Source organism: Sulfurimonas sp. NW7 (genome assembly GCF_051132265.1).
Classification (GTDB): Bacteria; Campylobacterota; Campylobacteria; order Campylobacterales; family Sulfurimonadaceae; genus Sulfurimonas; species Sulfurimonas hydrogeniphila.
Genome location: NZ_CP093235.1, coordinates 350143 through 370121, shown reverse-complemented (window position 1 = coordinate 370121; position 19979 = coordinate 350143). Strand labels below are relative to the sequence as shown.

Below are 19979 nucleotides of genomic sequence, written 5' to 3'. Positions count from 1 at the left end.
CTCCTCCTTTAAAAAATCGAAAGCCCCGTTTTTGTCGTAAAAAGCTCCAGTGCTTTTGTACCTATGAGTGAGTTTCCCTGTTCATTCAAAGCAGGTGACCAGACACAGATTCCCATTTTTTGAGGAATGACGGCTACAATTCCCCCACCTACACCGCTTTTTCCCGGAACGCCTACCTTAAAAGCAAAATCCCCCGACGCATCATAATGTCCACAGGTCAGCATCACGGCATTTATCCGCTTTGCCTGCGCTTTGGTTATATAGGTTTTTTTGTTTATGGGGTCTATGCCGTGGTTGGCAAGGTAGAGCATAGAGCGTGAAAGCATTTTTGTATTCATCTCCAGGGCACAGTGATTAAAATAGGTCTGCACCAGACTTATGGCTTCATTGTCTATATTTCCAAAACTCTTCATCAGGTTTGTCAGCGCCAGATTTCTGTAGGCATGCTGCATTTCTGAACTTGCTACGACTGCATCCATACTTATACTTGTATCATCGGCAATAGAGCGTATAAAATCCACTATGGCATCAAAGGCGAGCGTATCTTTTTTATAATGCGTGATAAGCGTGTCTGTAATCACGATGGCTCCGGCATTTATAAAAGGGTTACGCGGAATGCCGTTTTCATATTCGAGTTGCACAAGAGAATTAAAAGGGTTTCCCGAAGGTTCACGTCCTACGCGCCTGTAAAGCTCTGCACCGAAATATTTTAAAGCCATCGTAAAGGTAAAAACTTTGGAGATACTCTGTATGGAAAAAAGTGTCTCTGAAGCACCCACATGGTAAGAACTTCCGCCAAAAAAGGTAATGCTCATCGCAAACTGCTTTGCATCAGCCTCTGCAAGTGCAGGAATATAATCGGCCACTTTTCCTTTTCCAAAAAGCGGCTGTATCTCAATTTCAATATCTTGCAGAATTTGTTGGTAGTCCATCGGTTTATCCTTTTAAACCACAGAGCCCGCACTGCAGAAAAAAATTTAGTTTTTTTCTAAGTTACGCTTTAGCGTTAAAAGTACGGGTTCCGAAAAAGTCACTCTAAGATATTTTAACACAATTATTGTAATTCCAGCAGTACCGTGTCTCTCCTGGTTACATCAACCCGTCTGCAGGCATTTTCAAAGGCTCCGCCCTCGCCTATGACGATACATTTGTGCTTGGCACGCGTAATGGCGGTATATATCAGCTTGGTATTGTGCATAATATAGTGCGTAAAACTCATAGGAATCACCACAATATCATACTCCATGCCCTGTACTTTGTGAATGGTAAGGGCATAGGAGAGCATCAAATGTGATTTCAGCTCTTCATATTCATAACGAACCACTACATCTTCATTGGGGTAAAAAACAAATACCTGCTCCTCTTCTTCATCAATTTTAAAAAGGAGTCCGCTCATGCCGTTAAAAATTCTCCGCTCATTTGCTTCCTCCCCCTCTTTAAAGCCCTCGCCGCTCCAGGAAACCATATTTTCGTTTTTCGTATGCACGACCTTGTCCATCAAACGAAATTCAAGTTCTCCCCGCTTGACACACTTTTTCGGATTGGGATTAAAATACTCCTGCAAAACTTTGTTGAGATTATTCGAGCCTAATATTCCGCCTTTCATAGGCGTAATAACCTGAAAATAGTTCAGATACTCTTTAATCTGTTTGTTGCTCAGCCGGTATCTGGCTTTTTCTATAGACTCGACAACCCGGTGAATAATCTCCGCAATAATCTGTTGTGAGTTGTCCTCTCTGAGGTTTTTTAGCTCCTCCTGTGAGAGTTGGTTTTTCAAGGCGTAGTAGTTTTGTATGCTGACATCGACAAACTCGAAATCTTCATATTTTTGCCGATACTCAGGAATCTCTGCCTGACGGATTTGGTTGGCGATGAGGGTAATCGCCTGTTCTTCACTCTGTCTGTAAATCTGCGTCAGTTTCACAGTAGGCGCGAGTGCGAGTGTCAGCACATCACTCAAAACATTTCCCGCTCCGATAGGAGGCAACTGCGCATCATCTCCGACAATAATGACAATGGCCTTTTTAGAAATTTTGTGCATCACCCGTGCAAATAAAGAGGAGTTTATCATAGAGGCTTCATCAATCAATACAACCGAATAGGGAAATTTGTCACTTCCCTCATGTTTGACTAGCAGTGACTGAATTGTTGCAGACTCAAAACCCGTTGTGTCGCTGATACGCTGGGAAGCTATACCGCTCAAAGCACAGGTAATTATCTCTTTTTTATCATATCGGGTATTAAGCAGTTCTAAAATTGTTTTGCTTGTCGTACTCTTTCCTGTTCCGGCATACCCGACCAAAAAAAGTAAAGAAGCGCCCTTATTTATCATCTCCACGGCAGTTTTTTGCTGTTCGCCGAGCTTGAGAGAACTCTCAGACAAAAAAGCATCAAGATCTTTGACAAATCCGCCGCTGTCAAGTTTTGCTCGCGTTGTAAAATCATCATACAAAAACTTCTCTGCATCATACAGACGTGCAGGAGAAACCCGATCGTTTTTCATAATCACTATGCTTTGTTCAGCCACCCGCTCCACCAAAGCCGCCTCATACAGATTTTCTTTGTTGACAAAGCCAAGCAGTTCGTCCAGACCGCCAAAAAGCACCTCTTTTGCTATGCAGCTGTTTCCCTGTGCCTCACAGTAGTTTAAGAGCACATAATCCATCGCCGAACTGATACGCTGTTCATTCTCAGGCGTCACGCCCATTTTCAGTGCCAGTTCATCTGCACGTTTGAAACCTATGGAGTTGATATTTGTCAGAATGTAGGGATTTTCTTTGATTTTTGTGCACGGCTCGTCCACATCTTTCATCGCGGTGGCAATCGTTGTCAACAGTGCCGGTGTTACATCATAAGGGCTTAAAAACTCCCCCAGCCGACGCATGGAACGAAACTGTTTCCAGGAAGCCTGGATTTTTTTGAGCCGTTTTTCTTTAATGCCTTTGAACTCCAGCAGTTTTTCTATGTCATTGTCCAAAATTTCTACAAGTTCTTCCGCGCCGAAATGTTCTATCAGATCCGCAGAGAGTTTTTTTGTAAAGCCTTTAATGATTTTATTTAAAAAGAAAAAGAGTTCATTCTGGTTGACTTTGAGTGTCTCAAATTTAAAAGTCTTGCCATACTTTTTATGCTCAACCCACTCTCCCTCAAGCGTAATAGCAGACCCTTTAATACTCTCGACATCACTTTCAAAATAGGTCCCGCTGATTTTTTCACCGCTTTTTAAAACAGCAATGAAAAAGCCCTCGGATTCAAAAAGAATTCTGTCGATTTGCCCTATGATTGTCATATTATTCTACTTTTTAAATACAAAAAGATGTTCATGCATAATCAATAAAAAATTAGCCTCTTTGCTTTTTCTCACCCAAAAACCGGTAGCTCTACAGTTATGCTGATGTTTTATAATGTCTTCCTTTAATTCAAATCCAACTTTTAAAAATCTCTGCATTACTTTAAATGCTAATGGCTGGTACATTTTATTTCTTCTAGTATCTCCAATCAAGATCGCACAATATTTATCTTTCTTTAAAACTCTGTAAAATTCTTCTGCCACCTTTTCTATCTCATCGCAAAATTCATCTAAATCATGTATATTTGATAAATCTTCTTGAATCTGTTTCTCTGAATATTTTATAATATCCACATAAGGTGGATGATTTAAAATAAAATCAATAGACTCATCATTCAACATCTTCAAACTTCTGCTGTCATTTATGTCCAGTTTTATATGTGGATTATATTCACACTCAAATTCTAGTGCTTTTTTCGTAAGTTCTATTGCATTCGGGTTAATATCAAGTGCTAAAAGGTTTCGATTTAAAAGTTTACACTCAATTGCCGTTGTTCCTCCGCCAATCATCGGATCAAGTAGATAGTCATCTTCGTTAGAATATCTTATAATTAAATTTCGTACAACTTCCGGTGCCCAATTTCCACGATATTTTGAATTATGTGTTGCCCATTTTCCACGGCGAGCAAAACTCCAAACAGTCGTACATTCTTGCTCAAAATCATCAGGATTAAGCTTTTTAATTTTTTGCATAACTTAATACTTTATATTGATTATTTTCAAATGAGTAGTCTATTACAGTGTTCTTTTTTATGAGACTTTCAAATTCATCAGCATTATAAATTTCATCCAATACTACATTATCAATTTTTTCGCACTCTATATTTTCATCTGGAAAAGTAAAATAGTAATCCCAATTTGCATCTCCACACATCAAAAAGCTATCTTCAACTTGAGAGGAAACATGCTCTATGTTCATAATGTAAATAGTTTTAAAATAATTCACTTACTATCCTTTGTTTTTAAACTTAAAGATATTTCAAGTCCTAAATAATCCAAAATTTTCAAGAGTGTTTTATTTCCTAAATTTGAACTTCTGATAGCCTGATAAAAGTGAGCCCTTTGAATATTCAATGCTTTATATACATCACTGGGTTTCAAGCCTTTTTTTATCAACTCTATTTGAATATCTTTTTCAAGCATAATTATAACTCATTTTTTCTAATTTGTATATAATAAAATATACAAAAGATATAATTTCATAGACATATTGTTTCCAAAATACCATTTTTTAGCATATCAATATTAATAACATAATTATTATGATTAAAAGTTTCTTCAAGTGCATTGAGTGCTGTAAGCCAACCTTTTCCATCTGTAATCCATATAAATTCAATATTTTGTGATTTTAAGAAACCATGTAAATATTGGTACTCTCCAGCAGTTGCTTTTAATTTAGAACCTCCACCGCTATAATAATTTACCTCTATAAGATACAATTTTTTAATATCATTATTAAAAAGTGCAAAATCAAATCTTCTACTGTTTTTATCTATCGTTATATTATAATCAAATGTTTCTCGAATTCTTTTTTGCGTTGCTTGTTCAATATAACTATAATTTTTATTTTTTTCACAAAATGCATCTAAAAATTTAGATACTAAATTTTCCATCAGCGTACCGGTTCTATTTTTTCTAGCATTCGTATCAAAGCCAACCTCAACACCAAAGCAATAATCAACTAAATTTTTGATATATTTATTTTGAAATATATCTTTTAAGCCACTTTCACAAAAAAATATCAATAACTCTTTTTTTATATTATCATTGATTGGATCATAAAAAATATATTGTTTATTTTCAGCAATTAAAGTATTCATATCTGTAATAATAGAGGTATCGTGTAGTTTATCTTTTCTAACGGCAACAAGCAAAGGTAAAGCTTGCCTAACTTTTGGATATTCATCCACAAGTTTTATAAATTCTTCTTCAATATTATCTTCACCGATCAAAGAATTCAAAATATTAAGTTCAACTTTTACTTTTTGTACATTTAATTTCACTTTTTCAAAATCTACAAAATAATCCCATGTAAATATTGATTCTTGAAATGTATTTTTTAAATTATTAAAATTCATATAATTGTTCCATTAGTGAACTATTTCTTTTTTCAATATTTTCTTTTTCCCAATCACTGTTTTCAAAAACTTCTTTAGTTGTTAATAGCGTAGATTCCTTTAAAATAATATTTCTTTTTTTATCATAACTTTTATTTCCTACTTTTGAATTAATATCTTTATCCAACAAAACTAAATTTCCAATATTTTGAATATACTTTGTATCTATTCTTTGCCAAGATTGATCAGGTTTTTCAGGATATATGTGTTCTAAACTCACATCAAATAATTCTACATTGTAATTTTGTTTTTCATATTCAAGCCTTTTAAGTGAATATTGAACCAATTTTTTTTGTTTTGGATTTTTTGAAGAAAAATATAATCTAGTATTTATTTTGGCTTGAAATTGCTCTTTACTTGGTAGCTTATCCTTTAATTTTTTCATCATCTCATCAATTACATTATGCTTTAAATGTTTAGTACCAGCATTATATAAATCTCTTGAAATTCTTGAATACATAGTATCTAATCCTGATGATCTACCTCCCATAATTGCATTATTTATAAAATGAAATCTCTCAATTGCTCTTAATGCTTTTATTAAATAGGCTAATGATATATGTTTATTTTGATATTCTCTTAATAAAGATATCAATAAGCTATTTGCAACTTGTATATTAAAGATTTGAATCGCATGCAGTGATAGATATACTTTAAATTCTCCATTAGTTTTCCAATCTTCTACTCTTGGACTAATAATCTTTTTAAAAAGTTTCGAATCTTCACATAAATTTGTCAAAAAGGTATTGTAATCAAAGTCATCTTCTTTTGATTCTTTCATAAATTCTTTATATATTTTTCTATCAGAAACTTTTTTATATTTTGATGCCCAAAAATAATTTAAAAATTTTAAATTTTTTTCTTTTGAATTTTCTATTACTTTTTTCCAACTATCATTAGGTTCATCTATGTGTGGTTGCCTATTATAGTTTTTAAAAACTTGATTTTTTATCAAATCTAATGGGGTTAAATCTTTTCCTTTAGCATTTAATGTTTCAAAAATTGTAAAGGCATCAACTTCATCATCGACAGCAACAAAAATAATTTCTAAATTTAAAATTTTATCTCGTAATACTATTAATTTATCACTATCTAATTCTTTCCAATCTTTATAAAATTTATTATATGCTTTTATAATCTTTTTTTCACCAGCTTTCACTGCTTGAATTTTTTTATCTTTCTTGTTAGGTTTACTTTGAACATATGCTTGCAATACTGGATATGGCATTTTATTATCAAGTATAACATATTCCTTATAATTCTTATCCTTTGCAAAAATATAATTTTCATGTAAACCATTAGCTAAATCATCTAACTTATTATCAAAAAAAATATCTCTAATAACTGACAACATTATTGTAATAGTTGTGATTCTTTGTTGTCCGTCTATAACTCTAAACTTTAATCCATTATAATTACCTTCACAAACCATATGCCCTATAAAATAATTATCCTCTTGACTATCATTAATATCGCTAATAAATTCATTTAGGTTATCTTCTGTCCAATCATATTCTCTTTGATATTCAGGAATAATATATTGTCCTTTTTTTAAAATACTTTCTATTGTTTGACTTCTTGCTTCAACATTCATTACTAATTCCTTATCAAAACTTCATTAATCTTACCGCGATTATCGCTTTTGCTATTAATAAATCTATTAGCTTGAACAAATTCAATATTATATTTTTGATACAACTCTTTTATAAAGCCAGTATCTGAATTGCTATGTAAAACAAAACAATTTTTTTTGTGTAACTCTTCAAAAACATCAAACAATTCTCTTTGTTTATCATCCAAAAAAGTATTTTCATCATACGCTGTAAAGTTTGCAGTTTGTGTTAATGGATAATAAGGAGGATCAAAATAAATTAAATCGTTTTTCTTTACATTATCAGTAACATTATGAAATGTTTTATTTAAAATAATTGCATTTTGCAATGCTTCACTTGCATTTAAAATCGTATCTCTATCTGCAATATTTGGATTTTTATAACTTCCTATAGGTGTGTTAAATTGTCCTTTTTTATTAACTCGGTAGAGTCCATTAAAACAAGTTTTATTAAGATATATAAATCTTGTAGCTCTTTCAATATCACTTAAATTTTTAAAATCTTCTTTGCGATCTAATGCTCTTACTTCGTAGTAAAACTCTTTAGAATGTAGTTTTTCATATGTTTCAAGGTTAACTATAAGTTCATCTGGATTTTCTTTTACAACGTTATAAGCATTAATAAGTTCGCTATTAATATCTGAAAGATACACTTTTTTATTTTGAAGTAAACCTTGCGAATATAACTCAAAAAAAACTGCACCACCTCCTAAAAACGGTTCATGATAATTTTCAAATTTTTTTGGAAATTTTTCTAACAATTGTGGGAGCAGACCTCTTTTGCCTCCTACCCATTTTATAAATGGTTTGTACTTTGTAAGCTGTTTATAGTTTATAGGAGCCGTCATAATAAAATCCCTTATATTTTTAATACTATACTATTATAAATTGCAATGAAAAATGAAAAATATGACATCATGCCATATTACTTCGTTACTATCGCAAAGCTCTGCTCTAGGATCTCTGTATGCTTTTTGATAAAATCATTCAAATCTTTGAGCTTTAATTTTTTAATTTTTTTGAGTTCTGTTTCTGAATGATTCAGAGGAAAACCTTTGTAGTAGTCCATAAAGGTGCGTTGCAGTCTTTGGCTCATGGTTTCTACCCGTAACGGTTCACTGCCGAGAAGAAATTTCTTTGTCTGTTCAAGCTCTTCTTTGCTTACACCTTTGTGAACAAATTCCGAAATCACATTTATGACTGTTTTTTTCGCCTCATCCATTGAGTCAAGTTTTGTCTGCAGATATCCGTCCATATACGAAACAGATTTGTTTACATGTACCCGAGCATAGGCGGAGTAGGCAAGTCCGCGTTTGACACGAATCTCTTCCATCAGACGACTGCCAAAACCGCCTGTTCCGAGTATAAAGGTTGCCACTCTGGCTTTGTAATACTCTTCATCATTTACAGCCATATTATACGGTGAGCCGAAATAGATGTATGCCTGTTCTGTTTCTCTTTTTAAAATACTCTCTTTTGGCTTGTCACTCGCTTGAAAATGCGGCAGAGGTTCGCTTTTGCCTTTTGGCAGTGTATTTAAAATTTTGGCCATATTCTCTTTGACTTCTTTTATATCAAGATCACCTCCGATGACAATGATAGCTCTAGCCACAACCAAATGCTGCTTCACAAACTCTTTTACATCCTTTAGTTCTATGCTTTTTACGCTCTCTACAGTGCCCGATGCAGGCTGTGCCAGCGGTGTGTTTGAGAAAAGAAGCTTTTTGAGTTCGTTTGATGCAACATAATCGTAGTCATTCTCTTTGCGGCTAAGTGAACCAAGCGTCATTGTTTTGACTTTGGAAAGCGCTGCTTCACTGTAGTTTGGATCTTTCAGCAAAGTATTTAAAAACTTTGTGGCATTTTCAAACTCATCTTTAAGCGAACTCATTTCAATTACAAAAGTCTCACTGCCTGTATTTGCAGATATGTGAATCGCCCGAGACTCAAGCTCCTCAGAAAAACCGTTTGAACCCAGTTTTTTTGTTCCCTCATTGAGAAGTTTTGAAGAAAATTTTGCCAATCCCGGTATTTTTGTATCTGTTATCGTTCCGCTGTTTGTAAACACAATCTGTGTGTTGACAAGGGGAAGTCTTTTATCCTGCTCAAAAATAAGCGGGACTTTGATTCCCTTTACTTCTATATAGTCTATTTGTGCTGCCATGATTATCTGTCCTATTGCTAATATTATAAAAAAAAGTTTCATTATTGAAATATCTCTAAAGTCTCATATGCCGTATTTCTTACAGCCGGGGTTTCACCCAGGTCTTTGATGAGATGTACCATCTCCTCTTTTGCCATGTGGTAGGCCGCACCGGCTGAACTGACGACATTTTCTTCCATCATCGTGCTTCCCAAATCATTTGCCCCGAATTTGAGTGCCATCTGACCGATATAGGGACCCTGCGTAACCCAGGAACTTTGGATATTTGGCACATTGTCAAGATACAGACGGGCAACAGCCAACAAACGCAAGTATCTGTTAGAAGAGGGTTTTTCCATGTCAGGAATCAGACGCAGCAGTTCCGTGTTTTTGCCCTGAAAACTCCACATAATGAAAGCACGGAATCCTCCCGTTTCATCCTGCAGATTTCGCACCATATCCAAATGCGCTATGATGTCTTCATCACTCTCAACTGTTCCGTACATCATTGTCGCCGTACTCATTATACCGAGTTTATGCGCCTGTCTGTGAACATCCACCCAGACTTCAGCGTCTATCTTTTTGGGTGCAATAATGTCACGCACTTTGTCTGAAAGTATCTCAGCCCCCGCACCCGGAATAGAAGCCAGTCCTTTTGCTTTTAAACGTGCCAAAACTTCCTGAATACTGATACGCGAAACTTTGGCGATGAAGTCCAACTCGATGGAACTGAATCCGTGAATCGTAATCGTCGGGTATTTTTGATGAATGTGTTCCACCAAATCTTCATACCACTCTATTTTGAGTTTGGGATGCACACCGCCTTGAAAAAGTATCTGTGTCCCGCCGATTTCCAAGAGTTCGTCTATTTTTGCATCTATCTCGTCAAAGCTCAGCACATAGGCATCCGCATCTTTTTCATGTCTGTAAAAGGCACAGAACTTGCAGTCTACCCAACAGATGTTTGTATAGTTAATGTTTCTGTCAATGACAAAGGTCGTGATTCCTTTTGGATGCAACTCTTTTTTTCTGTTCGTCGCCATCTTTCCTAACTCTTTTAAATCCGCATTGCGGATTAAATCCAGTGCTTCTTCTTTTGTCAGTCTGCTCATTGTATCGCTTTGTTTGTAATTTTATCAAGTGCATTATCTATTTTTTGCACCAGTTTATCTGAGAGCAACGGGTGTTCTTCTTTGAGCCAACTTCCGTTTCTGTAGGCAACTTTCACCTTTTTGTCTCTGTCTTGGTAGACAAGAATTTTCATAGGCAAATCAACACCTGTTACAATATCCTGCTGCATCAGTTGTGTGCCTGTTTCAGGATTGCCAAAAATTATCAGTTTACTGCTTCGCATTTGCATCCCGATGTGTTTTGCATTTGCCTGATGGTCAACTACAGTAAAAACACGCAAACCCTTTTTTGTCACAATGTCTTTTATCTTTTGTATTGTTGTATCAACACTCTTTGTACTCTCTTTTATAATGATATCATTTGCAAAAAGAGTAACATTTAAAAGTGTTACCAACAGTAAAAAATATTTCATTATTTCCATCCTCTGTTTCGTGAACTGATAGACTTCTTTTTAATAAAAAGCCTATAAAAAATGTACATTGCAAGCATACCAATAAATACACCCAGAATTACCTGAAGCCATGCAGCTAAATTTAAAACTTTATGTAAAATATCGGCATGTTCTTTGTTGTCTATATTTATATTTGCCATCTCTGCAATATGTGCCATTGCGGAAACTGCCAGATTTCCTTCCGGTATACTTTGGTGACAGGCCACACAGGCTCCTGCTCTGTCTGTTTTATCAATCTGTGCCTGGCTCAGAGGCTGTGAAAGTTTCCAGTGATGCCCGACAGTCTGCAGTTGCGTTCCGTTTTCATCTAAAAATTTTGAGTAGTCAAAATGAAGATTCGGTATGGCAGGAATTTGTTCATCTACAATCGTCGGCATTATTTTTCCATCAGCACTCATGATATCGACTATAGTATCCACAGAAGGATCAAATGTTGTTTGCGAACCTGTTATACCGTACCCGAGTGCTTTTTTCATTGCATGACAGCTTTCACAGCTTCTTGGTTCTTTTTGAATGGTATGAGGCTGAATCGGTGCCATATCAATGGCATTTTGACCTTCAGCTCCTGCACCTTCGACATTTGGTATTTTAAAAATGTGATTTTGCAAAAGCGCCTTACCGTCTTTCCCGATAACGGTAATCGTTGTCTGGCATCCCGGAACAGTCGGGCTTATACGTCCTTCTCCGTTTTGGGACAGAGCCGGATCTTCCCAGCGTAAAAAACTTCTTGTTTCGGTAACCTGTCCGTCAACCAGATATTTTTTCAATGATTTTCGCATAATACCTGTTTGTCCGTGTATATCATGATCATGAGAAGACTGCAGATAATCAGGGTTTTGTTTTCCGCCGCTGTAGTCAATTTTCACATGACAACCGTAGCACTGCGGTGCCCATGTTGCATGACAGGTGTAACACTCAAGTCTGTCATTGTGTGCTGTAATCTTGTCCATTGCCAGCAGTCCGGCTTTTGAGAGTTTTTCCTCTTTTTTAAGCAGTTTGAGCGGTTTGAGCACCACATCTTTTCCGCTTGCCAAATGCATTATAACTTCATTGCCTTTTTTGGTTGCATGTATCAAAGGATTTCCCCGTGCCGAAAGCAGATAACCCTCATCCGGTTTATTGACACTTCCCTGTTTTAGATACTCTGCCATCGTCTTTGTAACGCCTCTGGCTTCTCCTGTCTGTGGAGATGTCTTAAACTCATCACTGTAACCCAATGGCAGTTCCCAGGGATATTTTTTTGTTGTTCCGTGGCAGTCCTGACACTCTATCTCTACAGCACCGGCATTGGCTCCGCTTAAAAAACCGTCTCCGTGCATATCATTGGATGTGTGGCAATCCTGACACAGCATTCCCTTTTTGAAGTGCACATCTCCCTGCATATGAATGTATCGTTTGGTATGAAGTTTGGGCTGGGGGTTTCCGTCTTTGTCAAAAGTTGCCTTGTAAGCAGTTTCCATCAGTCCCTGATATGAAACCCCGATACGTTTTCCGCGATTATGGCATGTTGAACATGTCTCTGTCGGAATGCCCGAATAACTCTGTTTATGCACCGTAACTTTTGTTTCGCGTGATGACTGTATCTGATGCACAAGCAAATGACCCCGTTCTTTATGCGATATACTTTTGTCGCCACCCTCATAATAGCCTTCGTTTGAATAGGGGATATGACAGGCTGCACAGCCTATACCTCGGTAATCACCTCTTTTTTGACGCCCTTTGCTTCCTGTATGGCAACGCAGACACTCTTGACGCAAATAGGTATACACAGCCAAAGAAGGGTCTTTTTCAATCTCTTGTGCTGTTGGAGCGGGAGGCAACTGGGTCATCTTTTCAGGAAATGCCTGCGGTTCCATTTTTGAGAGTTTTTGCATATACTCCTGATACTTTTTTGTACCAAGTCTGGCATGAATATCTGTCGGATTTTTTGTTTGATATGTGCCTACTGTATGGTTATATCCCTCTTTGCCACCAAAACTCCAAAGTGCTCCCTGGATTTTTCCCTGTTCTGTCATCATCAGAGAATTCATTTGTGCTGCGACTTCTTCTTTGTGACACATTCCACAGGTATTTTTGTTGACCCAGGTACTTCCCGGTGCCGGATAAAACTCTTTGGGGCCTTCATGCGACAAAAAGTATTTCAGACTTCCTTTATGGGCTTTGCTTTTATGTTTTGTTGCCGGATTGCCTCCGTGACAGACAATACAGCTGTTTTTCGGATACCCTGCTTTGGCTGCTTTTTTTGCAATCGCTTTTGCCATGCCGGATTCAGGCGCCCGTATATGCTCAATCCCTCCGTGACATTTCAAACAGTTGTTTGTTTGTTTGTAATTGACTGCTGCAGATAAAAATGTTGCAAATAAAACACCGAACCAGAGTATCTTTCTCATCTCTGTTTATGCCTTTTTGTCTTTGGCTATTGCATCTAAAACACCATTGATAAACTTTGGAGACTGTTCTGTTCCAAACGATTTTGTAATTTCAACTGCTTCATTGATAACTACGGCAGAATCAAGCCCGCTAAAAAGAATTTCATACGTAGCCAGTCGCAATGTTGCACGTTCAATGGCACCTAGACGTTCAAAATCCCACTCTTTGAGATGTTCTACAATAGCTTTGTCAATTGCCTCAATATGCTCCATTACACCTTCATAGAGTCCAAGAGCAAAATCTTTTTGCTTGTTTCTGATTTTTTTCTCTTCAAGAATTTCATTAGAGTGTTCGGAAGTATTGCCATTTCCAAGATCGTATGCGTACAAAAGACTGACTACAGCCATACGCGCCTGTTGACGAGTAGCCATTACAGCACCTCATACAAATCTAGCATTTCAATCACAACCGTCATTGCTTCAAAACCTTTGTTTCCGGCTTTTGTTCCGGCTCGCTCTATCGCCTGTTCAATCGTGTCAGTTGTCAAAAGACCGAATGAAACCGGTTTTTGGTATTTTAGACTCATGCTTGCAATTCCTTTTGTCGCTTCAGCCGCAACATAGTCAAAATGCGGTGTTGAACCGCGTATTACGGCTCCCAATGCACAAATTGCATCATATTTTCCACTTGCAAGGAGTTGATCGACGATCATCGGCAACTCAAACGCACCCGGAATCAATACATGTGTCAAATCTTCTTCATTCCCGCCGTGACGGTCAAAGGCATCTTTTGCTCCCTCTACGAGTCTGTCCACTATAAAGTGGTTCCATCGTGTACTTACTATGGCAATTTTTTTGCCGTTTACTACTTTTAATTTACCTTCAATTAACTGCATACTTCTTCCTTGTGAGTTATTTATATTACTGCTTGTATTTTTTTGATTTTCTCTATCAGTTTTTCCAATTCGTCTAATTTTAGCATATTTGGACCGTCACTCAAAGCACAACTTGGATCAAAATGTGTTTCAAAGAAAAATCCGTCCACGCCGATGGCTGCTGCCGCTTTTGCAAGATGCGGCACCATAGAGCTGTCACCGCCTGTTTTTCCGCCTAAAGCACCCGGCATCTGTACAGAGTGTGTGGCATCGAAAATCACCGGTGCGAATTCTTTCATAATCACCAAAGAACGCATATCCACAACAATGTTGCCATATCCGAAAGAACTGCCTCTCTCTGTCAGATAGACCCCGTGCTTTTGGGAATTTTCATAATTCACTTCATCACATCCGCGGGTTTTAAGCACTTTCATAACAGAGTATTTCATATCAGGCGGGTTGATAAACTGTCCCTTTTTGATATTTACCTCTTTGTCTGTTTTTGCACAGGCGACGAGTAAATCTGTCTGCCGACATAAAAATGCAGGAATCTGCAACATATCTACCACATTTGCAACAGGTTCAACCTGAATCGTTTCATGCACATCCGTCACTATTTTATAGCCAAAATCATCTTTGACTTTTTGGAGTATGCGAAGACCTTCACCCATACCCAAACCACGAAAACTCTCCAAAGATGTTCGGTTGGCTTTGTCAAAACTCGCTTTAAAATAAAAATCTATTGTCTCGTCATTATGATATTTTTCCAATGCTTTTGCTATTGTAAAAATATTTTCTTCACTCTCAATAACACAGGGGCCCGCTAAAAGTTTCATTATTTTCACCTAATTTGTATAATTTTTTCATTGTATTGCATTATACTCTTTTCTTTTTAATCCCTACTTATCGCGTGCAACCATAATACCCGCAACAACTATCAGTACGATTCCAAAACTCGTTACCAGTGACGGAAAAGCATCTCCCAAAAACAGACCGACCAGTATCGAAAAAAGTATATTTGTATAACTTACAGCACCGACAATTCCCGCTTTTGTCTCTCCGTAGGCTTTTGTCATCAGCAATTGTGCAATTGTAGCAAAAATTCCCATCGCAAAGAGATAGAACCAGACAATACCATGCGGCATTACAAATTTTGCAAGCATAAAATCAAGTTCAGGAAAGTTCAGATAAGGAGAAACAACAAACAAAATGACCGGACCGAGTGTTCCTGTAATCATAAAAGAAAGCACAATGGCACGGGTATCATAGTAGGCTTTTAATTCCCGTACAGAGGTATAGGCAAGTGCTGCACCCACCCCGCTGAAAATTCCGAGCAGATCATATTTTGAAAATCCGATTCCGCTCGGCTGTGTTATAAAAAGTATACCGACAAAGCCTGTAAAAACGGCAATCCATCCCCTGTAAGAGAGTTTTTCATTTAAAAAAAGCCAGGCAAATATTGCCGTAAAAATCGGAGATGTTTTGGAGTAGGTCATTGCATCGCCCAGAGGAATATGTGCGATATTGTAAAAAAATGCCAGCAGAGCGACAAAGCCCATGAAACCCCGAAAAAAGAGCAACAGAGGCTTTCCTCCCTTGTGCTGCATAGGCTTTTTCAATACTGCGATACCGACTAACAGTACCCCTGCAATATTTCTAAAAAAAACAACTTCAAGTGAACTCATGTTTTGACTGGCAAGTTTGGCAAAAGCACCCATAACAGCAAATGCCAGGCTGGCAATAAGCATATACTGTACGCCTTTGTTTAAATTTTTGATTCTATTCATAAATGCAATTATATCCATTTACTTCAGCATTGTATAATCTCATAAAAATATAGGAAAATATATGGGTAATTTATTTTTATTTCTGCTTTTAGGGGCAGTCTTTTATTATATATTTAAAAGTTACGGCAGATACACAGCCGAGTATTCGCAAGAAGCATTTAAAAATTTTTCTGTTTCGTATGAATCACTCAAAAACAGTGAGCTGGGACTTTTTGTCGCCCTTGTTGCCAAAGTTGCCAAGGCAGACGGTCATGTCGATGCCCTTGAAGCACAGCTTGTAGGCATCATGTTTGATGACATTTCCAAGGTCTTTCCGGAACCTGCAAAAACAAAAGATATTTTAAAACAAATCTTCAACGAAGAAAAAGAACGCCGTGACAATACAGAGCAGATTGCCCATGCTTTAGCAGAAGCACTCAGACGTAATAAAGCCCAACAAGAGCAGTTTATGGGATTTCTCATTCAGCTCGCTTTTGCAGACGGTGAAGTGACCCAAAGTGAAGAAGAAGTACTCACCACAATTGCCGAGGCTTTTGCATTTGATCCGCAAAAATATCACGCTCTGTTTGACCAGTTTGAAGCGATGATGAAAAACATCCATCCGCAGGCTACGCTGGATGATGCCTACAAAATTTTGGGTGTCAGTAAAAATGATGATATGAGCAGCATCAAAAAAGCCTACAGAAAGCTTGTGCGTCAGTATCACCCTGATATCATCAAGTCTCAGGGAAAAAGCGAAGAGTATATCAAAGAAGCAACTGCCAAAACGCAGGAGATAAATCAGGCCTATGAGATGATAAAAAAATCCAGAGGATAGCGTGTGAAATCTCTTTTTATACTGCTTTGCTTCCTTAGCACTCTTTTGCAGGCATCACAAAACAGTGCCCTGCTCTTTCACGGCAACTGCACAACCTGTCATTTTGAAACGAAATCTGTCTCGGCCCCGGCAATGATGGAAGTGCGTACAAGATATTTGAATGCATTTCCCAATAAAAAAGATTTTGTCAGACAGATGGCAGAGTGGGTACAAAAACCGAGCGAAACAACTTCAATCATGCAAGATGCCATTGACAAATACGAACTCATGCCCAATCTTGCCTTTGAAAAAGATGTTTTACAAGATATAGCTGCATATATTTACGAAACAGATTTTACCAGGCAACACAGTCCGCACTGAAGTACGGATTCCGGGAATATGTCAAAACCCATCCTTTAAGGAAGTGAGAGTGGCAAAAAAGTCACACCAGTCGGTACTTTAGTGCCGACTCTCAGGATTGAAAAGCATAAAACCGTTTAACCCGCTGGGCTGAAATCTTTCTCCCAAAAAAATTCTATCCATGCATCTGCTTCATTTATCCAAAAATCCGGTTCGTATATTGATGTTTTTTTATAAAAAAGTGTCGAAGATTTAAATGCCGCTTCAGGAAAGTTTTTTTGCAAATGCTGCATGACATACGCAAGTGTTTCACCGCTGTCGGCTATATCATCCACAACGAGCACTCTTTTCACATCTGCCAAACTGCACATTCCAAAAAGAGACAGCGCTTCGCGTTTACATGTAGCATCATACAGTTCTGTTCTTATACTCTGCACATCTCGAATATCAAGCCCTTCTGCCAGACAATGCGCCAGGACAAGCCCGCCTCTTGCAACAGCAACTATTGTTTCAGGTTTAAATGTTTTCACATTGTCTCTAAGTTTACATGTATCATTTCTGAAATTTTCATAAGAATAGTACTGTTTCAATGTTTTCCTTAGTTATGGTAAAGATTTATGGTAGTATACTACATGTAATGTTAATAAAAAGGTACTGTTAATGAATAAAATAATGAAAAATATAATTGCAACAACACTGATCGCAGCAGCGATTACAGGCTGTAGCAGCAAAAAAGCCGAACCAAAAAAGCAGGAAGTCTACACACCCACCTTTACATGTAAACAAGAGGGAGTAGCCGCTCCCAGATGGACCTGTATACCGGAAGTACCCGGTTACTATGCAGGTGTGGGTGTTGCAGAGAAAAGTGCAGCAGGTATTGCCCATATGCGTCGTGTTGCCCTCATGAACGGCCGTTCTGATTTGGCACAACAGATTGAGAGCAAAATCAAAGACAAGATGGAAGGTTTTACGAGAGCCACAGGAAACGGTTCTGCCGAAACAGTGGACAAAGTCACAACGGCTGTCACAAAACAGGTGGCAAAAGTGGATTTAAAAGACTCCAAAGCTATAGATATGTGGACGGCGCCATCAGGTGCAATTTATATGCTTGTAACTGTTCCCGAGTCAAGCGTTAACCAAGAGGTCAAAAAAGCCTACAAAAAAACTGTTGCTTCAAGTTTTCAAAATGACAATGCCCTTTGGCAGCAGTTTCAGTCAAAACAGGCACTGGAAAATTTAGACAAAGAATTTCCGACTGAATAACAGCACTCCCTACTGCCTGTAAAACAGGCAGTTTTTGTTTCTCTCCCCATTTAAACCATAATTTAGATATAATTTCAAAAATATTTTATAATTCTTCGCAAGTTTACAAGGTTCACTCATGAAAAAAATCGCAATTATAGGCCGTCCAAATGTTGGAAAAAGCTCACTTTTTAATCGTTTGGTAAAAAAACGTGATGCCATAACATCTGATTTGGCAGGAACAACACGGGATGTCAAACGAAAAACAGCCGTAATTATTGACAAAGAAGCAGAACTGTTAGATACGGGTGGACTTGATAAAGGGTGCGAGCTTTTTGATAAAATAAAAGAGATGTCATTAAAAGCTGCCTACAAAGCAGATATTATTTTGTATATGGTCGACGGCAAAGGTTTGCCTGAGGATGAAGACAAAAAACTTTTTTATGAACTCCAAAATATGGGTAAAGAGATTGCTCTTGTTGTCAACAAAATAGACAATGACAAAATGAAAGAGAAGCTCTGGGAGTTTTATGAGTTTGGCACAGATGCCATCTTCGGTATCTCTGTAGCACACAACAGGAATACTGTTGAACTGCTTGATTGGATCTATGACAAACTGCCACAAAGTGATATTCTCAAAGAAGACGAAACAGAAGAAGTACAAATCATCACAGAGGAGAAAGAAGAACTCAGTGATGAAGAATTTTTCTCACAATATGCCCAGGATGAAGAAGATGACAGTTTCATCTACTGGGATGAGGAAGAGGTAGAAGATGACTCAATATTTGCTCAGAATGATCGTATCAAAGAGTTTGATGAAAATGACATAAACCATATAAAAATAGCTATTATCGGACGTACCAATGTCGGAAAAAGTTCACTGCTTAATGCTCTTTTGGGCGAAGAACGTTCTGTTGTGAGTTCTGTTGCCGGTACAACAATCGACCCGATTGATGAGACCATAGTCTATAAAGACAAACAGCTTACCTTTGTTGACACAGCAGGGCTTCGCCGTCGTGGAAAAATTGTCGGTATTGAAAAATATGCTTTAATGCGCACAAAAGAGATGCTTGAAAATGCAAATATGGCACTTGTTGTTTTGGATGCGAGTGAGCCGTTCTTGGATTTGGATGAAAAAATTGCGGGACTTGTTGATCAAAACAGGCTTGCCTGTATTATCATTCTTAACAAATGGGATATTGCCAAAAGAGAAGAGCATGACAAAATCATCAAAGAGGTGCGTGACAGATTTAAGTTTTTAGCCTATGCCCCTATTTTAACCCTTTCGGCAAAAAGCCATCAAAGAGTAGACAAACTTCATGATATGATTTTAGAAATAAACGAAAACTATTCACAAAGAATTCCGACATCCCGGCTCAATGAAGTTTTGGAGCGGGCACTGCGCCGTCACACCCTGCCAAGTATGCACGGACAGGTGATTCGAATCTATTATGCAACACAGTATGAAACACGACCGCCAAAAATTGCCATTGTTATGAATAAGCCCAAAGGTCTGCATTTTACCTACAGACGCTATCTTACTAACAAACTGCGCGAAGCCTTTAATTTCAGTGGAACCCCGCTTCTTTTTAAAGCAAAAAAGAGAGGAGACAAATAAACATGAGTTATGCGCTTGCGTTTACATTTTTATTTGGCGGAATCGGGCTGACAGCCTTGAGTGTTTATTTTTACAAAAAGATGAAAGAGGAAGAAAGAAAAAACAGTCGGCACTAAAGTACCGATTCCG

At 37.5% G+C, this 19979-nt stretch carries 21 protein-coding genes; 4 read left to right on the top strand and 17 right to left on the bottom strand.

Features of this window, described 5'->3' with window-relative positions; genetic code table 11:
• Positions 1 to 8: 8 nt before the first annotated feature.
• The 16 genes from MLC35_RS02010 to MLC35_RS01935 form a co-directional block, all read right to left on the bottom strand.
• Positions 9 to 932, bottom strand: coding sequence for a glutaminase (locus tag MLC35_RS02010; protein WP_434637573.1), 924 nt, complete (start codon positions 930 to 932; stop codon positions 9 to 11).
• Positions 933 to 1054: 122 nt separating this feature from the next.
• Positions 1055 to 3289 carry an AAA family ATPase gene (locus MLC35_RS02005; RefSeq protein WP_434637571.1) on the bottom strand — a complete coding sequence of 745 codons (2235 nt, stop codon included), beginning with the start codon at positions 3287 to 3289 and terminating at the stop codon, positions 1055 to 1057.
• 6 nt (positions 3290 to 3295) lie between these two features.
• Positions 3296 to 4042: a TRM11 family SAM-dependent methyltransferase gene (locus MLC35_RS02000; RefSeq protein ID WP_434637569.1), complete on the bottom strand. Its 747-nt coding sequence runs from the start codon at positions 4040 to 4042 to the stop codon at positions 3296 to 3298.
• On the bottom strand, positions 4029 to 4295 hold the full coding sequence (locus MLC35_RS01995) for a hypothetical protein (protein WP_434637567.1): 267 nt from the start codon (positions 4293 to 4295) through the stop codon (positions 4029 to 4031). The genes MLC35_RS02000 and MLC35_RS01995 overlap by 14 nt, the downstream gene beginning before the upstream one ends.
• Positions 4292 to 4492, bottom strand: a complete 201-nt coding sequence (locus MLC35_RS01990; protein WP_434637565.1) for a hypothetical protein — start codon at positions 4490 to 4492, stop codon at positions 4292 to 4294. The genes MLC35_RS01995 and MLC35_RS01990 overlap by 4 nt, the downstream gene beginning before the upstream one ends.
• A gap of 56 nt (positions 4493 to 4548) precedes the next feature.
• Positions 4549 to 5427 carry a type II restriction endonuclease gene (locus MLC35_RS01985; RefSeq protein WP_434637563.1) on the bottom strand — a complete coding sequence of 293 codons (879 nt, stop codon included), beginning with the start codon at positions 5425 to 5427 and terminating at the stop codon, positions 4549 to 4551.
• On the bottom strand, positions 5417 to 7060 hold the full coding sequence (locus MLC35_RS01980; RefSeq protein WP_434637561.1) for a DUF262 domain-containing protein: 1644 nt from the start codon (positions 7058 to 7060) through the stop codon (positions 5417 to 5419). The genes MLC35_RS01985 and MLC35_RS01980 overlap by 11 nt, the downstream gene beginning before the upstream one ends.
• Positions 7061 to 7062: 2 nt before the next feature.
• Complete coding sequence (locus tag MLC35_RS01975) at positions 7063 to 7926, bottom strand: DNA adenine methylase (RefSeq protein WP_434637559.1); 864 nt, start codon at positions 7924 to 7926, stop codon at positions 7063 to 7065.
• A 77-nt stretch (positions 7927 to 8003) separates the two neighbouring features.
• Entirely contained in the window at positions 8004 to 9242 is a 1239-nt protein-coding gene (locus MLC35_RS01970; protein ID WP_434637557.1) for a M16 family metallopeptidase, read from the bottom strand.
• Positions 9243 to 9283: 41 nt separating this feature from the next.
• On the bottom strand, positions 9284 to 10333 hold the full coding sequence (locus MLC35_RS01965; protein WP_434637555.1) for a dehypoxanthine futalosine cyclase: 1050 nt from the start codon (positions 10331 to 10333) through the stop codon (positions 9284 to 9286).
• Positions 10330 to 10764 (bottom strand): DUF302 domain-containing protein, encoded by a 435-nt coding sequence (locus tag MLC35_RS01960; protein ID WP_151901094.1) that lies wholly within the window; start codon positions 10762 to 10764, stop codon positions 10330 to 10332. Before MLC35_RS01960 ends, MLC35_RS01965 begins: the two co-directional genes overlap by 4 nt.
• Positions 10764 to 13193 carry a multiheme c-type cytochrome gene (locus MLC35_RS01955; protein WP_434581026.1) on the bottom strand — a complete coding sequence of 810 codons (2430 nt, stop codon included), beginning with the start codon at positions 13191 to 13193 and terminating at the stop codon, positions 10764 to 10766. The genes MLC35_RS01960 and MLC35_RS01955 overlap by 1 nt, the downstream gene beginning before the upstream one ends.
• A gap of 6 nt (positions 13194 to 13199) precedes the next feature.
• Positions 13200 to 13604, bottom strand: a complete 405-nt coding sequence (nusB, locus tag MLC35_RS01950) for a transcription antitermination factor NusB (RefSeq protein WP_151901096.1) — start codon at positions 13602 to 13604, stop codon at positions 13200 to 13202.
• Positions 13604 to 14068 (bottom strand): 6,7-dimethyl-8-ribityllumazine synthase, encoded by a 465-nt coding sequence (ribH, locus tag MLC35_RS01945; protein ID WP_151901097.1) that lies wholly within the window; start codon positions 14066 to 14068, stop codon positions 13604 to 13606. The genes nusB and ribH overlap by 1 nt, the downstream gene beginning before the upstream one ends.
• A 20-nt stretch (positions 14069 to 14088) precedes the next feature.
• Entirely contained in the window at positions 14089 to 14883 is a 795-nt protein-coding gene (gene kdsA, locus MLC35_RS01940) for a 3-deoxy-8-phosphooctulonate synthase (protein ID WP_434637553.1), read from the bottom strand.
• A 63-nt stretch (positions 14884 to 14946) separates the two neighbouring features.
• A complete protein-coding gene (locus MLC35_RS01935; protein ID WP_434637551.1) occupies positions 14947 to 15852 on the bottom strand; it encodes a DMT family transporter in 906 nt (301 codons plus the stop codon).
• Between the two features lie 43 nt (positions 15853 to 15895).
• On the opposite strand from MLC35_RS01935, the gene MLC35_RS01930 reads away from it, so the two are divergent.
• Entirely contained in the window at positions 15896 to 16651 is a 756-nt protein-coding gene (locus MLC35_RS01930) for a TerB family tellurite resistance protein (RefSeq protein ID WP_434637549.1), read from the top strand.
• Positions 16652 to 16654: 3 nt separating this feature from the next.
• Positions 16655 to 17011: a c-type cytochrome gene (locus tag MLC35_RS01925; RefSeq protein ID WP_434637547.1), complete on the top strand. Its 357-nt coding sequence runs from the start codon at positions 16655 to 16657 to the stop codon at positions 17009 to 17011.
• A gap of 116 nt (positions 17012 to 17127) precedes the next feature.
• Here MLC35_RS01925 and MLC35_RS01920 read toward each other — a convergent pair whose 3' ends face one another.
• Positions 17128 to 17580, bottom strand: coding sequence for a phosphoribosyltransferase (locus MLC35_RS01920; RefSeq protein WP_434637545.1), 453 nt, complete (start codon positions 17578 to 17580; stop codon positions 17128 to 17130).
• Positions 17581 to 17650: 70 nt separating this feature from the next.
• Here MLC35_RS01920 and MLC35_RS01915 point away from each other — a divergent pair, with 70 nt between their 5' ends.
• On the top strand, positions 17651 to 18253 hold the full coding sequence (locus MLC35_RS01915; RefSeq protein WP_346389280.1) for an LPP20 family lipoprotein: 603 nt from the start codon (positions 17651 to 17653) through the stop codon (positions 18251 to 18253).
• Between the two features lie 118 nt (positions 18254 to 18371).
• Positions 18372 to 19850: a ribosome biogenesis GTPase Der gene (gene der, locus MLC35_RS01910; protein WP_151901103.1), complete on the top strand. Its 1479-nt coding sequence runs from the start codon at positions 18372 to 18374 to the stop codon at positions 19848 to 19850.
• The last annotated feature ends 129 nt before the right edge of the window (positions 19851 to 19979 follow it).

Excerpts from the sequence above, each read along its gene's own strand:
- MLC35_RS02010 (WP_434637573.1), bottom strand. The coding sequence starts at position 932 with ATGGACTACCAACAAATTCTGCAAGATATTGAAATTGAGATACAGCCG.
- MLC35_RS02005 (WP_434637571.1), bottom strand. The coding sequence starts at position 3,289 with ATGACAATCATAGGGCAAATCGACAGAATTCTTTTTGAATCCGAGGGC.
- MLC35_RS02000 (WP_434637569.1), bottom strand. The coding sequence starts at position 4,042 with ATGCAAAAAATTAAAAAGCTTAATCCTGATGATTTTGAGCAAGAATGT.
- MLC35_RS01990 (WP_434637565.1), bottom strand. The coding sequence starts at position 4,492 with ATGCTTGAAAAAGATATTCAAATAGAGTTGATAAAAAAAGGCTTGAAA.
- MLC35_RS01985 (WP_434637563.1), bottom strand. The coding sequence starts at position 5,427 with ATGAATTTTAATAATTTAAAAAATACATTTCAAGAATCAATATTTACA.
- MLC35_RS01980 (WP_434637561.1), bottom strand. The coding sequence starts at position 7,060 with ATGAATGTTGAAGCAAGAAGTCAAACAATAGAAAGTATTTTAAAAAAA.
- MLC35_RS01975 (WP_434637559.1), bottom strand. The coding sequence starts at position 7,926 with ATGACGGCTCCTATAAACTATAAACAGCTTACAAAGTACAAACCATTT.
- MLC35_RS01970 (WP_434637557.1), bottom strand. The coding sequence starts at position 9,242 with ATGGCAGCACAAATAGACTATATAGAAGTAAAGGGAATCAAAGTCCCG.
- MLC35_RS01965 (WP_434637555.1), bottom strand. The coding sequence starts at position 10,333 with ATGAGCAGACTGACAAAAGAAGAAGCACTGGATTTAATCCGCAATGCG.
- MLC35_RS01960 (WP_151901094.1), bottom strand. The coding sequence starts at position 10,764 with ATGAAATATTTTTTACTGTTGGTAACACTTTTAAATGTTACTCTTTTT.
- MLC35_RS01955 (WP_434581026.1), bottom strand. The coding sequence starts at position 13,193 with ATGAGAAAGATACTCTGGTTCGGTGTTTTATTTGCAACATTTTTATCT.
- nusB (WP_151901096.1), bottom strand. The coding sequence starts at position 13,604 with ATGGCTACTCGTCAACAGGCGCGTATGGCTGTAGTCAGTCTTTTGTAC.
- ribH (WP_151901097.1), bottom strand. The coding sequence starts at position 14,068 with ATGCAGTTAATTGAAGGTAAATTAAAAGTAGTAAACGGCAAAAAAATT.
- kdsA (WP_434637553.1), bottom strand. The coding sequence starts at position 14,883 with ATGAAACTTTTAGCGGGCCCCTGTGTTATTGAGAGTGAAGAAAATATT.
- MLC35_RS01935 (WP_434637551.1), bottom strand. The coding sequence starts at position 15,852 with ATGGATATAATTGCATTTATGAATAGAATCAAAAATTTAAACAAAGGC.
- MLC35_RS01930 (WP_434637549.1), top strand. The coding sequence starts at position 15,896 with ATGGGTAATTTATTTTTATTTCTGCTTTTAGGGGCAGTCTTTTATTAT.
- MLC35_RS01915 (WP_346389280.1), top strand. The coding sequence starts at position 17,651 with ATGAATAAAATAATGAAAAATATAATTGCAACAACACTGATCGCAGCA.
- der (WP_151901103.1), top strand. The coding sequence starts at position 18,372 with ATGAAAAAAATCGCAATTATAGGCCGTCCAAATGTTGGAAAAAGCTCA.